Annotated in this window: 11 protein-coding genes; 4 read left to right on the top strand and 7 right to left on the bottom strand. The window is 69.6% G+C overall.

What is annotated here, in order from left to right; translation table 11 throughout:
* Positions 1-9 precede the first annotated feature (9 nt).
* On the bottom strand, positions 10-732 hold the full coding sequence (locus Dfulv_RS14255) for an MMPL family transporter (protein WP_259863426.1): 723 nt from the start codon (positions 730-732) through the stop codon (positions 10-12).
* A 1,514-nt stretch (positions 733-2,246) separates the two neighbouring features.
* Between Dfulv_RS14255 and Dfulv_RS14250 the strand changes: the two genes are divergently transcribed.
* From Dfulv_RS14250 to Dfulv_RS14235, 4 genes are all read left to right on the top strand, one after another.
* On the top strand, positions 2,247-3,410 hold the full coding sequence (locus tag Dfulv_RS14250) for a glycosyltransferase 87 family protein (RefSeq protein WP_259863425.1): 1,164 nt from the start codon (positions 2,247-2,249) through the stop codon (positions 3,408-3,410).
* A 428-nt stretch (positions 3,411-3,838) separates the two neighbouring features.
* Positions 3,839-5,029 carry a glycosyltransferase 87 family protein gene (locus tag Dfulv_RS14245; protein ID WP_259863424.1) on the top strand — a complete coding sequence of 397 codons (1,191 nt, stop codon included), beginning with the start codon at positions 3,839-3,841 and terminating at the stop codon, positions 5,027-5,029.
* On the top strand, positions 5,022-6,614 hold the full coding sequence (locus Dfulv_RS14240) for a DUF2142 domain-containing protein (RefSeq protein ID WP_259863423.1): 1,593 nt from the start codon (positions 5,022-5,024) through the stop codon (positions 6,612-6,614). Before Dfulv_RS14245 ends, Dfulv_RS14240 begins: the two co-directional genes overlap by 8 nt.
* 285 nt (positions 6,615-6,899) lie before the next feature.
* Positions 6,900-7,481 carry a TetR/AcrR family transcriptional regulator gene (locus tag Dfulv_RS14235; protein WP_259863422.1) on the top strand — a complete coding sequence of 194 codons (582 nt, stop codon included), beginning with the start codon at positions 6,900-6,902 and terminating at the stop codon, positions 7,479-7,481.
* 41 nt (positions 7,482-7,522) lie between these two features.
* On the opposite strand, the gene Dfulv_RS14230 is transcribed toward Dfulv_RS14235, so the two are convergent.
* The 6 genes from Dfulv_RS14230 to Dfulv_RS14205 are packed head-to-tail and all read right to left on the bottom strand — an operon-like array spanning position 7,523 to position 14,064.
* Positions 7,523-8,704: a lipid-transfer protein gene (locus Dfulv_RS14230; protein ID WP_259863421.1), complete on the bottom strand. Its 1,182-nt coding sequence runs from the start codon at positions 8,702-8,704 to the stop codon at positions 7,523-7,525.
* A complete protein-coding gene (locus tag Dfulv_RS14225) occupies positions 8,701-9,132 on the bottom strand; it encodes a hotdog family protein (protein WP_259863420.1) in 432 nt (143 codons plus the stop codon). The genes Dfulv_RS14230 and Dfulv_RS14225 overlap by 4 nt, the downstream gene beginning before the upstream one ends.
* Positions 9,129-10,253 carry an acyl-CoA dehydrogenase family protein gene (locus Dfulv_RS14220; RefSeq protein WP_259863419.1) on the bottom strand — a complete coding sequence of 375 codons (1,125 nt, stop codon included), beginning with the start codon at positions 10,251-10,253 and terminating at the stop codon, positions 9,129-9,131. The genes Dfulv_RS14225 and Dfulv_RS14220 overlap by 4 nt, the downstream gene beginning before the upstream one ends.
* On the bottom strand, positions 10,253-11,257 hold the full coding sequence (locus Dfulv_RS14215; RefSeq protein ID WP_259863417.1) for a bifunctional MaoC family dehydratase N-terminal/OB-fold nucleic acid binding domain-containing protein: 1,005 nt from the start codon (positions 11,255-11,257) through the stop codon (positions 10,253-10,255). The genes Dfulv_RS14220 and Dfulv_RS14215 overlap by 1 nt, the downstream gene beginning before the upstream one ends.
* Positions 11,258-11,262: 5 nt before the next feature.
* The gene (locus Dfulv_RS14210; protein ID WP_259863416.1) at positions 11,263-12,435 is read right to left on the bottom strand and encodes an acyl-CoA dehydrogenase family protein; all 1,173 of its coding nucleotides are present in this window, start codon (positions 12,433-12,435) and stop codon (positions 11,263-11,265) included.
* Between the two features lie 3 nt (positions 12,436-12,438).
* Complete coding sequence (locus tag Dfulv_RS14205; protein WP_259863414.1) at positions 12,439-14,064, bottom strand: AMP-binding protein; 1,626 nt, start codon at positions 14,062-14,064, stop codon at positions 12,439-12,441.
* Positions 14,065-14,131: the final 67 nt, after the last annotated feature.

Genomic DNA, 14,131 nt, shown 5'->3' with positions numbered 1-14,131 from the left:
TCAACTTGCTCACAGCGGGCCCGATACGGGCTCGGGTGCGGGCCGGTGAGCCTTCTCGGGCAGGGCGTATTCGCACAGACCGGCCCGAGCGTGCAGCTGTGACAGCCAGCGTGGCGCCCACCAGTTCCACTGTCCAAGCAGTGTCATCGTGGCGGGTACGAGCAGGCAGCGCACCACAGTGGCATCGATCAGCACCGCCACCGCCAGCCCCAACCCGATCTGCTCGATGTTGCCGATCCGGGCAGCCGCGAAGCAGGCGAACACGATCACCATGAGCACAGCGGCCGACGTGATCACACGCCCGGTGCGTTGTAGTCCCTGGCGCACGGCGGTGTCGGTATCGACTCCCGCGTCGACGTATTCCTTGATCCGGCCGAGAAGGAAGACCTCGTAGTCCATCGACAGCCCGAACGCGAACGCGAAGACGAGGACCGCGACGAACGGGTTCAGCGCGCCGACCGTCAGTGTGTCCAGGAGGTCACTGGCGAAACCTTCTCCGAAGACCGCCGTAAGCACACCGAACGTGGCGCCGAGGGAGACCACGTTCGCCAGCACAGCCTTCAGCGGCACCACCAGCGAGCCGGTCATGGCGAACAGCAAAGCCACCATGGCCAGCACCGTCACGCCGATCGCCCAGGGCAGGCCAGCGCCGATGATGCCCATGAGGTCGCTGAGCATAGCGGCATCACCGGTCACCCAGGATCCGCCGCCGGTGGGCCGGTCGGCGCGCATCGCCTCCACCAGGCCGGGATACGAAAGAACGACGCAGAACCCCGATACGAAGATGGTCCCTCCGAGATCAACTTCATCGAGGTCCTGCGTCGACGATGAGTGTCGACATACACCGCCACGCTCAGCGTGCGCGACGAGACGGTGTCTCAAGATCCGTCGCTGCGCCGTAACCGAAGAGGTCGTCGAATCACTCGCCCGATCCTGTAGGCGAATTTCCGGTGCAGAACACTACTTGACAGTCCCACGCTGCCAGGGGCTGCAATACACATTAGCTCCATTCGCGCCATCCCGAAGGCATGCCCTGAAGCTGTAGGAGCTACCGGCCTTGAGCCCGGAAATGGTTGCTGGTCCACTACAGTTGCCCGCGCCGCCTGAGGCGTGGATCTCGTGGCCAACACCGTCGACCGCGAGGATCGCCACCGCACGCCTGCCATCTGGAGAGCCGCTATCGCAGGCTTCGATCTTCCGCTCTGCTGAGGAGCCATTGTCCCAGTAACCGACACCCCAGCCACCCTGCGGCGAGGTCCCGGTGTAGGCCACGGCACTGTTGGCGGAAGCCTGAGAAGCGAATGCCGTACTCGCCAGAGTAAGCGCCGCCGTTACCCCGACAATGGTTATCGATCGGCGTGCCCAGCCTTGCAACTTCACGTCGTTCCTCCGATAGCTCCGGCAATTCCAGTCACCCATGGGTGGGCTTCCGGAACCGACCGTAAAGCGGATCCGGCACACCAAGAAGAATCTCGGACGATCTCAGACGATCCCGGCCGGACTCGTGGCGAACTGGTTTTCGGTTGACGCACGAAGTGCAGCTGGGCTTCCACCAGCCCTCACCGGCACGTGGACCCCACTCGCCGCAACCGAGGACGGGCCGCCGTCCCGCGCGCCATCGGGGCGGCGGACCGTCCGGCAACAACACCTCGGCCCCGCGGTTCCCGCTTCCGGTCGACCATTCGAAATGCGGCCGGTTTTCGCGTGGCTCGGAGCCTGTCGCGCAATTCGGATCCCTCGCACGTCAACCCCGATAACCGCGCCGATCTTGGAGTTGTGGTCCTTGACAAACCCGGACAAATTCGGAGGTTCATGGCGCCACAACTCCAAGATCGGCGCATAGTTGGGCCGCCGACGCTGTCCCAGCGAATTATGCAACAGGCTCCCCGGCGCCGAGCATGCCGGAGTCGGCGCACGCTCCGCCCGGTTCCGCACCGATCCGGGCAGGTGAGGCGCGGTACGCACGCTTCACTGAACGCACCGTCCACAAAAACTGTGCGCCGCGGCTCTCGGTGAACGCATCACGGCCGAGGTCGTCGCGCCGACCCTGATCGCCGGTGCCCGATCGGGCGGCACCCTGGTCGCTCGCCCCACGTGGTGACGGACGGGCACACGAGCCGCCGTGTTAGTCACGCCGATCACTGGGCATCTGATGGCCGCCGCCGGGACGTGCGCCAACCGGTGGGGATCTTCCGCGCCGATCGTGTCGGCGCGCAGCCGCGGTCGGCAGACAGGAACGAGGTACGATGCGGAGCTTCCGGGCCTGGGCCGGATTGATCGTGTCTGTCGTCGGCGCAGCCGTGTTGCTCGCGATGTTCGCTCGGTGGCAGGGTCAGTTCGATCTCCACGTGTACCGCGGGGCGGTGCGGTCATGGTTGCACGGCGACGGGCTCTACACGTATCGGCAACAGGGCATGATCCGCTCGTTCGGCTTCACGTACCCGCCGTTTGCCGCGCTGGTCCTGATGCCGCTCGCCGTGCTGCCGTGGCGGGTCGCCGAAATGCTCCTCGCCCTGGCGTCGTTGTCCGGCACCCTGATCCTGCTGTGGCACCGGCTGCGCGCCCTGCTGCCGGTGCTCACCGGTGCGGTCCTGGCGGCCGCGACCGAACCCTGGCGAGACACCGTCACCGTCGGCCAGATCAACCTCGTCCTGCTGACGATGGTCGGGCTGGACCTGCTGTTCGTCCTCAAACGGCATCCCGCCGCGGGCGCCCTCATCGGCATCGCCGCCGGTGTCAAGCTCACCCCGGCCCTGTTCATCCTCTATCTCGTCCTCACCCGCCGCTACCGGGCCGGACTCGTCGCCGGCAGCACAGCCCTGGTGACAGCCGGTCTCGGCTGGCTCTTCGCGCCGGACGAATCCCGGCGGTACTGGACCCACCTGCTGTGGCAGACCGACCGGATCGGCGACGTCACGATCGCCGGCAACCAGTCGCTGTCCGGCGCGGTGCACCGCCTGCACGCGCCGCCCGGGGTGTGGCCGGCACTCGTCGTTGTTGTCCTCGTGGTGTGGGCGTTCCGGGCCCGCAAAGCAGGCACCCTGCCCGACGACTGGGCCGGGCTTGCCCTCACCGGCGTCGCGATCTGCCTGCTCAGCCCGTTCACCTGGGTACACCACCTCGTCTGGCAGCTGCCGGCGCTGCTGATCCTGCTCGACAGTCGCGCCTCCGGCCGGCGCCGGCACTGGTTCCGGCTGCTCGCCGCGGTCGTCTACGCAGTGCTGGTGACCGCGCTGGAGTGGCGCTTCGCGGACCCCGGCACCCTCGGGTACCAACTGGGCTCGAACGTCCAGGTCATCACCGGCCTGATCCTGCTGATGACCGTCCCGGTGAACACCACCACGGCGAGCGTGCCGGTCCCGTCACGGTCGAATGCGGCGGCTCCGATGGCGCAGTCACTACAACGATGACGCGCTGCCCGGCCGCGGGCGCGCGGTTACCCGGGTGAGACCCGCGGCGTACCGCAGGGGAGCCGCCGGGTGCACCTGGCGCGGGGTCTCCATGTCCTCGGTGGCCGGCACCCGTCGCATGTTTCGCGGCATTCGCCTGCGGGAAGGGTCGCCGAGCGCTGCCCGGCGGCTGGACGGGTCGCCCTGCACCCATCGTCGGGAAGGAACACGGCCACATCGATGCGTAGGTCGAACGGGAGGAGTTCGTGGGCGTAGCGGAGCTTGCCACGGGCACTCGTGCCGAAGAGCCCGCAGAACTGTCGAGATCGGCACCTCGCCGAGTCGTCTATCGCCCGGCCGGTTGGCTGTTGCCGGTCGGTTGCGCGGCGCTGGTGGTTTCGGCAGCCGTCCTGTTCTGGGCCAACAGACGTTTCAGGATCTTCAACGGGATGGACGCGTTCGTCTATCGGCGCGGCACCGAGGATCTGTGGCACGGGCGATCGCTCTATGCACTGAAGCACGGTTTCCTCCCGTTCACCTACCCTCCCGTGGCCGCGGTCCTCTTCACACCCATGCGACTCCTGTCGCCGTACCCGGCAGCGAAGGCGCTGAGTGCGGCGTCGTTGTGTTGCCTGTTCCTGATCGTGTGGATCGGCCTCGGCATGCTCGGTGCCGTCAAGGGGCGAGGACGGGCCGGCCTCGCCGCCTGCATCACGGCGGCGGCCTTGTGGCTCGAGCCGACGATGAACAACTTTCAGTTCGGCCAGATCAACATGGTCCTGCTGCTTCTGGTGATCGGTGACATGGCGACGTCGGACCGCCGCTGGTTCAAGGGTCTCGGTGTGGGGTTGGCGACCGGCGTCAAACTCGTCCCCGGCTTGTTCATCGTCTACTTCCTGGCAACCAGGCGGTGGCGCGCGGCCGCGGTCGCCACCGGGGCCTTCGCCGCGAGCATCGCCGTCGGCTTCGCCGCCGCGCCGCACGACTCGATCGAGTACTGGTCCGGCATCGGCGCGTCGGCCGATCGGGTCGGCGAGGCAACGCAGTTGTGGTACGTCGCGAACCAATCGTTACACGGTCTCCTGCTTCGAACCGTCGGTGCGACGCACGGGGCCGACCAACTCTGGCTGGTCGGTGCGGTCGCCGTCGCCGCCGGTGCGGTGTGGCTCGCCGCCCGCGCTCACGCGCTCGGGAACGAACTCTTGGCAACGGTACTTGTGTGCCTCGGCGGCGCGCTCGTGTCACCGGTCTCGTGGACACACCACTGGGTGTTCGCGGTCCTGCTCGTGCTGGTGCTGGCGGACGCCGTTCGGCGCTGGTCCACCACCCTCCACCGGCCCGCGCGGGCATGGTACGCGTTCCCCGCGGTTCTCCTCCCGTTCGTCTTCCTGGCGTGGCCCGCACCGTCGGGCAGGTTCGGCGGACCGGCACCGCAGGGACTCGTGTTCCTGGCCCCGAACCTCAACTCCCCGTTGCCGGGCAAGGCGCCGGAGCTTCACTGGACGTGGCCGCAGCACCTGATCGGCGAGGCATACACGATCGTGGGTCTGGTCTTCCTCATCGTGTGTGCCGTGGTGCTGCGCCGCGCGCGGCAGGGCGTTCGCGACGCCGCACGACGACGGCCGTCCGGCCGTGCCTGAAAACGTCGTGCCGCGGCGGTGGCGCTGGTGGCTGCCCCACGTGTTGGGGTTCTTCCTGGTCGCGGCGGGGTGGGCGCTCGCACTGCCGGTCAACGGCACGTACGACGAGAAGGACCACATCGCCCGGGCGTATGCCGTGACCACCGGGCAGGTCATCACCAACCGCACGGTCGTCGACCGGCGCGATGACCACAAGCCGGCGTTCCTGGTACCGGCGAGCCTGCTGCCCGGCAACGGCAACGTCGACTGCGCCTGGTCGCCCCGCCCGGCACGCTCAGCCGCCTGTCAGCGCTGGACCACCGATCGGGTGCCCGTCCTCACGCCGAGCGGGGCGGCGAGGTACAGCCCGGTCTACTACCTGCTCGTCGGTGCACCGCTGGTGCTCCTGCCCGACCTGAACGGCATCCTGCTCGCACGACTCATCTCGGCGCTGGCCGCGGCGATGCTGCTGGCCAGCGCGGTCGGGGCCGCGCTGCGGCTGGGTAGTCGGCTGCTCGCGCTGGGCGTCGTGCTCATCGCGACGCCGATGGCGACGAACCTGGCCGGCTCGGTCAACCCGAACGGCCTCGAGATCGCCGCCGGCATCGCCGTCTGCTGCGCGCTGCTGGCCCTGCTGCGCGCGCCGGACGCGCGGCTCGACGACCGCGCCGTGCGCCGCCTGCTGGTGCTGGTCGGGATCGGCTCGCTGGTGTTGCTCACCGTCCGCCAGCTCGGGCCCGCGCTGCTGACGCTCATCGTGGCGGCGTGCGCGACGCTGGCCGGTCCCGGCCGCATCGCCCAGCTGTGGCGGCGCCGCGACACACGTTGGATCATCGCCTGCTCGTGGTCGCTCGGCCTGGCCGGTTGGCTCGGCTGGCTGGCCTACTCCGGCGTGGCTCGCGTCGCTCCGGTCGTCCGCGACGCGCAGCACCTCACCCCGGCGCAGCTGGCGCAGGTCCTGGCCACCCGGCGCATCCCGTTCTATCTCCAGCAGATCGTCGGCCAGTTCGGGTACGGCGAGACCAAGCTGCCGGTGGTGGTCGTCGCGGCCTGGTACCTGCTGCTGGGCGCCCTGGTGGTGCCGAGCCTGATCCACGGCGGCCGCCGGCTCGCCCTCGTCGCCGCCTCGCTCGGCACCGCCTCCATCGGCCTGCTCGTGGCCCTGGAGCTGCACTACCTGCCGATCATCGGCTGGTTCGCGCACGGCCGGTACGCGATGCCGGCGGCCGCCGGTGTGGTGCTGTGCGCCGCGAGCGCGCCGCAGTTCGAGCGCCGGCTGGCCCGGCTGGGCCGCTTGCGCCGCTACTGCACCGTCCTGACCGGCGTCGCCGCGGTGCTGCACCTGTACATCCTTGCGTTCGTGATGACACGCTTCCAGTCCGGCCCGGGCGCACGCCTCGACCCGTTCGCCGGCGCCTGGCGGCCACCGGTCGGCACGCTGCTGCCGTTGCTGGCGGTGCTGGCCGGCGTGACCATCATCGGCGTGCTGAGCGCGGCGACGGCCGGCACCGCCGGCACGCCGGACACCGAACCCGCCGGGACCGCATCGCCCGTCCACGGACCGCCAGGACGGCACACACTGCCGTCCACGACAACCGCACCGTAGGCCATTCCTCTCGGGCGCCGGCGGCTTGCCGGGCTCGGCATCGCGCTGCGCACCCGTCGATCCGCGAGCCACCCCACCGGCGATGCGGCGCGGGCGATTTCATGGAAATATGTCGACGCCGGATCGCGACCGCGTGGAGATCGCCGGCCAACTGTTTGTCGCGAATCGGGCAAGAACGCGGATACACCGATGTAACAAGCGCTTGGTAGAACTATCGGGCCGGACGGTGCTGCGATCCTGGCCCGTCGAACCGCACGTCGAACTGCGAGGAACACGTTGACGCGAGTGCTGAAAGACCGACGCGAGACGATTCTCGACAGCGCGGCCGCCCTGTTCGCCAGCAAGGGCGTGGCGGCCACCACCGTCCGTCAGATCGCCGATGAGGCTGGTCTCCTCTCCGGCAGCCTCTACCACCACTTCGACTCCAAGGAGACGATGGTCGACGAGATCATCTCGTCGTACCTGACGGACCTCCAAGCCCGGTACAAGACCGTGCTGGCGCGGAAGGCCGGTGCCCGCGAGCGGCTGCACGACCTGATCATGGCGTCGCTGGAGGTGGTCGAGGAGCACCCGCACGCCACCGAGATCTACCAGAACGACGTCAACTACCTGCTGCAGTTCGAGCGGTTCAGCTACCTGAGGAACGCCGGCCGGGCGGTCCAGGACGCCTGGCTCCGGGTGATCGAGGCAGGTATCGCCGAGGGCGCGTTCCGCGCCGACATCGACCCGAAGATCCTCTACCGGCTCATGCGTAACTCCCTGTGGTTGTCGGTGCGCTGGTTCAAGCCGAGCAGGGCATACCCGATAACCAAGCTGGCCGAGGACTGCACCTCGCTGTTCCTCGACGGTCTCGCCGTTCGCGATTGATCGCGGAAACGAGGCGCCGGCGCCGGTCTTCGGCGCCGGGCTCAGCGGTCCACGGACAAGATCAACGCGCTGGTCGGCACGCCGACGCCGGCGGTCACCAGCACGTTGGCAACGTCGGCCGGCTGCGTGGTGGAGGTACCCCGGATCAGCCGCACCCCCTCGGCGATGCCGTTGGTGCCGTGCAGGTACCCCTCGCCGATCTGCCCGCCGTGGGTGTTCGTCGGCAACGCCCCGTCCACCTCGAGGTTGCCGTCCGCGATGAAGTCCTTCGCCTCACCACGGCCGCAGAACCCGTACTCCTCCAGCTGGTTGAGCACGTACGGCGAGAAGTGGTCGTAGAGAATCGCGGCGTCGATGTCGCGCGGCCCGAGGTGCGATTGCGCCCACAACTGGCGGGCGCACAGCTCCACCTCGGGAATGCGGGTCAGGTCGTCGCGGTAGTAGCTCACCATGGAGTACTGATCGGGGCCGATGCCCTGGGCCGCCGCGGTGATCACCGCGGGCGGATGCCGAAGGGTCCGGGCGCGTTCGGTGCTCACGATGACCATCGCCTGCCCACCGTCGGTCTCCTGGCAGCAGTCCAGCAACCGCAGCGGCTCGGCGATCCACCGCGACGCCTGGTGGTCGGCGAGCGTGATCGGCTTCCCGTAGAACCACGCGCGGGGGTTGGCGGCCGCGTGCTTGCGGACGGTCACCGCGACCCGGCCGAAATCCTCGCTGGTGGCGCCGTAGGCGTGCATATAGCGCCGGGCGAACATGGCGGTGTGCTGCGCCGGGGTGAGCAGGCCGTACGGATTGACCCAGGTCCGGTACTCGTTCTCCGCCGTGGCCGCGGTCTTCCCCGGCGGCGGACCGAGGCCGAACCGCACGCCGGAGCGCTCGTTGAAGGCCCGGTACGCCACGACGACATCGGCGATCCCGGTGGCCACCGCCATCGCCGCCTGCTGCACCGGCGCGCACGCCCCGCCCCCGCCGTGCGGAATCCGGCTGAAGAACTTGAGCTCGGGAATGCCCAGCGATCGGGCCACCATGGTTTCCGGGTTGGTGTCCATGGTGAAGGTGGTCATGCCGTCGACGTCCTGCGGGCTCAGGCCCGCGTCGTCGAGCGCGGCGAGCACCGCCTCGACGGCAAGCCGGAGCTCGCTGCGGCCGGAGTTCTTGGAGAACTCCGTCGCGCCGATGCCGGCGATCGCCGCTTTCCCGGACAGAAAATCGGACGTCACGACTCCACCTCCCGCTGCCGCGGCAGCCGGACCCTCACCGTCGAGGTCACGTGCGCGCCGGTCCCAGTCGTTCCCGCCACCGTGACGGTGACCAGATCCCCGTCGACAGCCGTGACTTCGCCGGCCATGGTGAGCGCGCCGCCCGGGAAGTTCGGCACGCCGAGTCGGGTGGACAGGCTGGTGAGCCGCGCCCCCGGGCCGGTCCAGTCGGTGACGTAGCGGCTGACAAGACCGTTGGAATTGTTGATGCTCATGTAAATGTCCGGAGTGCCGCGAGCGATGGCCAGATCCGGGTCGTGGTGTACGTCCTCGAAGTCACGGGTGGCCAGCGCACCGGCGACGATGAGCGTGCGGGTGATGGGCAGCCGCAGTTCCGGCAGTTTGTCTCCGACCCTGACCTGGTCGGCCCGACGGGTGGGGTGGCTCATGCCGTTCCTCCAGCGATCTGCGCGCCGATCTGTTCCAGGTGCCAGCCGGCCGAGCCGAGCGTGTTGGCCAGCTGGCTGCTCCACAACATGTAGCGGTGGATCGGGTAGGTGACGTCGGAACCGATACCGCCGTGCAGGTGCTGCACCACCCGGGCCACCCGGTCGCCGGTGTCGGCGGACCACCACTTCGCCACGTGCGCCGCGGCCGCCGCCGGGCGGCCGGTCTCCAGTCGCCACAGTGCGTTCCAGAAGGTGACCTCCATCGCCTGCGTGTCGATGTGGCAGTTGGCGGCCTGGTGGGCGGCGGCCTGGAAGGTCGCCAGCGGCACACCGAACTGCTCCCGCTGGGACAGGTACGTCGCGGTCTGGCGAACCGATTCCTGACTCACGCCGAGCTGGATCGCGGCGAGCCCTACCCAAGCGCGCTGCAGGAGCCAGTCCAGCGCGTCGTCCTTGCCGTCCTCCGCCGGGGCGGCGCCGAGCAGTTGCGCCGGCGCCGAGTCGAAGGTCAGGTCCGCCGACCGCCCGCGATCGGTACGCTCGAAGCTCTGCCGCCGCACCCCGGTCTGATCGGACGCGACCAGGAACAGCGCCACTGCGCCCGAGCCCACCCGTGCCGGCACCACCACGGCGTCGGCGACATGCCCGTACGGCACCGAGAGCACCTGGCCGCTCACCGACCACGCGGTGCCCGAACCGTCGGCCGTGAGCGGCGGCAGCCAGGGCCGCGCCGCACCCGGGTTCTCCAACGCGGCGGTGATGACGGCCGAGCCGTCGGCGACCCGCGGCAGCCAGTCGGCCCGCTGCTTGTCGGTCCCGTATCGGGCCAGCACCAGCGTGCCGAGGACGGCCGTCTCCCACAGCGGCACCAGGCACACCCGGCGCCCCTGCTCGATGAGCGCGAGGGCGGTTTCCGCGAACCCCAGCCCGGCGCCACCGAACTCCTCCGGCACGCCGAGCCCGAGCACCCCGGCCTCGGCAAGTTCCCGCCAGAGCCGGCGGTCGAAGCGCTCCGTGCCGGCCTCGATCTCGGCGAGCCGCTGCGGATCCGCGTGCCGGCCGAGCGTGTCCGCCGCGACCTCACGGACCGCGAGCTGGCCTTCGGTGAGCTCGAAGTCCATCACACCTCCTCGCGCCGGGCGCGCACGCGCGGCAGCGTCAGCTCGTCGTCGTACGCCAGCCAGTCGATCTCGACCGGCATGCCGATGTGCACCTCGGCCGGTTCCCCGGCGAAGTCCGCGACCAGGCGCGTGCCTTCCTCGAGGTCGACCAGCACGACGGTGAGCGGGTAGTCGAATCCCGGTGCCTTCGGGTGGTGGCCGACCACGAAGCTGTGCACGCTGCCACGGCCGCTCGCCGTCACCTCGTGCCAGTCGAAGGACCGGCAGTGCGGGCATGCCGGCGACGGTGGGTGGCGCAACCGGCCACATGCGTCGCATGCCTGGATCACCAACCGGCGCTGCCGTGCGGCGGCGAACCAGAACTCGTTGTCGCGGGTGACGAGCGGCTTGGGCCGCTGTGCCGGGTCGGCAGGCGAAGGGTCGGCAGGGGACGGCTCGGCCACCGGTCTGCTCGCCGCGGGACTGAACCGCAGGATGCGGAACCGCTGTTCCGCCACGACTTCCTCGTGCTGGTCGAAGTAGGTGCGTGCGGTGGTGATGAAGTAGCCGGGCCCCAGGCCGGTCTGCTTGCGGGGTGAGATCTCGACGATGACCGTGCGCATCGAGAGCTGGTCGCCCTCACGCAGCTCACGATGATAGGTCTGCTCGTCGTTCGTGGCGACGACGCCGGTGAACCCGGCCTCGTCCAGGATCGCGAGCATGCGCGCCATGGCGGTGTCCGCCGGCGGGCCGGACCGGGCGGCCCGGTGCGCCCGGTAGCCCACCATCAGCCAGGTGGACAGCATCGCCGGTGGAGCCACGATGCCGTCCCGACCGGTCGCAGCGGCGGCCTCGGGGTCGAGATACACCGGGTTCTCGTCATCCATCGCTTCGACGAAGTGGCGGATCATCGGGCGGTTGACCGGGTCCTGGGCGTGGCGCACCGGTGTCGCCTCCTGCCCGACGAACGCCCGCAGCGCCTGGAACAACGCATCCTCGCCGGTCGCGGTTGTCGTGGTGGTCATCGACGTCACCGACCCTTCCGGGGCATTCCGAGGCCGCGCGTGGCGATCACGTCACGCAGCACCTCGTTCGTGCCGCCGCCGAATGTGTTGATGTAGGAGCCACGGGTGAGCGCCTCCAGCCGACCGTCCAGCGGCGCGCCCACGGACCCCGGCCGGCGGGTCGCCAGCGGGCCGACCGCACCGAGCAGGGTCCGGCACACCCGGTCGTGTGTCTCGGTACCGAAGACCTTCGCCACGGCCGCTGACGCCGGCTCCGGGCTCTGCGCCTCGTCCAGCACCGCGAGCTTCCAGTTGAGCAGCCGCATCGCCTCGATCTCCACGTAGGTACGGGCGAGGTCGTGCCGGACCCAGGGCTGGTCCACGGGTCGCCCACCGCCCTGGTCCTGGCGGCACCAGTCGGCCACGTCCTCCCACAACTGCTCGGTGCGTCCGCCGAACGCGGCGAGGCCGACCCGTTCGTGGCCCAGTTGCGAGGTGATCAGCTTCCACCCGCCGTGCAGTTCGCCCACCAGGTTCTCCCGGGGTGCCCGCACGTCGCTGTAGTAGGTGACGTTGGTGTGGGTGGGTCCGGAGGTGGCGATCGGGGTGCAGCTGAACCCGGGGTCCGAGGTGGACACGATGACGACGGAGATGCCGCGGTGCCTGGGCGCGTCCGGATCGGTCCGGCAGGCCAGCCAGATGTAGTCCGACTGCGAGGCGCCGCTGGTGAACACCTTGGTTCCGTTGATGACCCACTCGTCGCCGGCCAGCACCGCCCGCGTCTTGAGCGAGGCGAGATCGGTGCCCGACTCCGGCTCGGTGTAGCCGATCGCGAACAGGATGTCTCCGGTGAGCATCCCGGGCAGGTACCTGCGCTTCTGCTCGTCGGTGCCGAACCGCTGGATCGTCGGCCCGATGTTGTTGATGGTGACGAACGGGAACGGTGCCCCGGCCCGCTGTACCTCGTCGAAGAGGATGTACTGGTCGACGGCGGGCCGGCCCTGCCCGCCGTACTCGGTGGGCCAGCCGAGGCCGAGCCATCCGTCGCGGCCCATCTGCCGGACCACCTCGCGGTAGGCGGGGCGGTCCTCGTTCGTGCCGCCGATCGCCTCGCGCACCTCGGGGGTCAGCAGCTGTGCGAAGTACGCCCGCAACTCCCGGCGCAGTCGGGTCTGTTCGTCCGTGTATTCCAGGAACACCGCTCATTCCTTCCGGGAGTCGCGCGCGGACGGGATCTGCGCCTCGCGCCCATGTTCGACGAACTCGGCGGCCAACCGCTCGCACTGGTGCCCGTCGAGCAACCGGTACTCGCGTTCGTTGCCGGCGCGCCAGTACACCGTGTCCTCGGTGACCCAGGCCGCCCGGCGCAGTACCGTCTTGGCCACCTTGTTGTTGCCGGTGGTGGGCACTTCGGTCAGGATGCGCACGAACCTGGGCCGCCACTTGGTGCCCATGTCGGCCTGCTCGTTCAGGAAGCCGGCGAACGCGGCGGGGTCGAAGGCGGCGTCCGGCACCAGTTGCAGGGCGCACATCACCTGGTCGCCGGTGCGCGGGTCGGGTACCGCGTAGACGAGCGCGATCGCCACCGGGCCCCATCGCTCCAGGATCCGCTCGACCGGGGCGGTTGCGAAGTTCTCGCTGTCCACCCGCAGCCAGTCCGACGAGCGCCCGGCGAAGTAGAAGTAGCCGTCCGCGTCGCGGTAGGCGAGATCGCCGGTCCAGAAGTCGTCGCCCCGAACACGCTGGGCCTGCGCCTGTGGGTTCTTGTAGTAGCCCTCGAACGCCGGCGCCTTGCCGATCGCCACGATCTCACCGATCGCCTCGTCGGCGTTGAGCAGGCGGCCGTGCTCGTCCCACACTGCGCGCGGGCACTCCGACCCGTCCTCGTTGAGCACGCGTACGTCCATGCCGCCGACCGGCAGCCCGAGCGAGTCCTCCGGCGAGTCCGGCGTCCGGTTGAGCCGGAACACGCCTTCGCTGGATCCGTAGCCCTCCGACACCCGGCACGAGAACCGTTCGCTGAACCGCCGCACGTCCGCCAGCGACGCCTCGGTGCCGACCGCGAGGCGAAGGGTGCTGCGCCGGTCGCGCGGATCCTCGGGTACCGCAAGCACGTAGCTCAGTGCCCGGCCCACGTAGTTGAAGTACGTGAGCCCGTACCGATGCAGGTCCCGGACGAAGCCGGAAGCGGAGAACTTGCGGGTCATGACGACCGTGTTGCCCACGTACATCGACGGGGCGACGTTCAGCATGATGGCGTTGCCGTGGAACAGTGGCATGCACAGGTAGCTCACCGAATCGAGCGTCAGCTCGGCCCGCTCGGCGAGGGCGACCGCGAGGGCGCCCAGCCGCCCCTGTGAGCAGATCACCGCCTTCGGCGCGCCAGTGGACCCCGAGCTGTAGAGCAGCAGCAGGATGTCGCGCGGATCCGGATCGCCGGTCGGCAGCACGGCGTCGCGGTGCGGCCGCAGCCAGTCCTGGTAGCCCGCACTGTCCACATTGATCACGTGCTCCGGCCGCACCCCGTGGTCGATGCCGTCGAGCAGACCGGCCAGCCGATCCTCGGTGAGGATCACGTCGCACTCGGTGTGGCGGATGTCGTTGGCGAGCTCGGCGCCGCGACGGGTCGGATTGATGCCGATGAGGACGGACCCGCTCAGCGCGGCCGCGCCGATCCAGAAGACGAAGTCCGGCACGTTCTCCAGCAACACTCCGACGTGGACCTGCCTGCCGTTGCGGGGCAGGCGGGAGAGCGCGGCGGCCCGCACCGCCGACTCGTGTACCACTTCGGCCCAGGTCCAGTCCTGGTCACCGAAGCGCAGACCCACGTGGTCGTCATTCGCTCGAGACCGCACCACTTCGGCAAACGTGCGCACCGGCAGCTCCGCTCGAAAG

Origin of the sequence: Dactylosporangium fulvum (genome assembly GCF_025137375.1) — a bacterium.
GTDB lineage: Bacteria > Actinomycetota > Actinomycetes > Mycobacteriales > Micromonosporaceae > Dactylosporangium > Dactylosporangium fulvum.
Note: the sequence above shows the minus strand (reverse complement) of the source record. Positions and strands in the feature narration are given on the sequence as shown.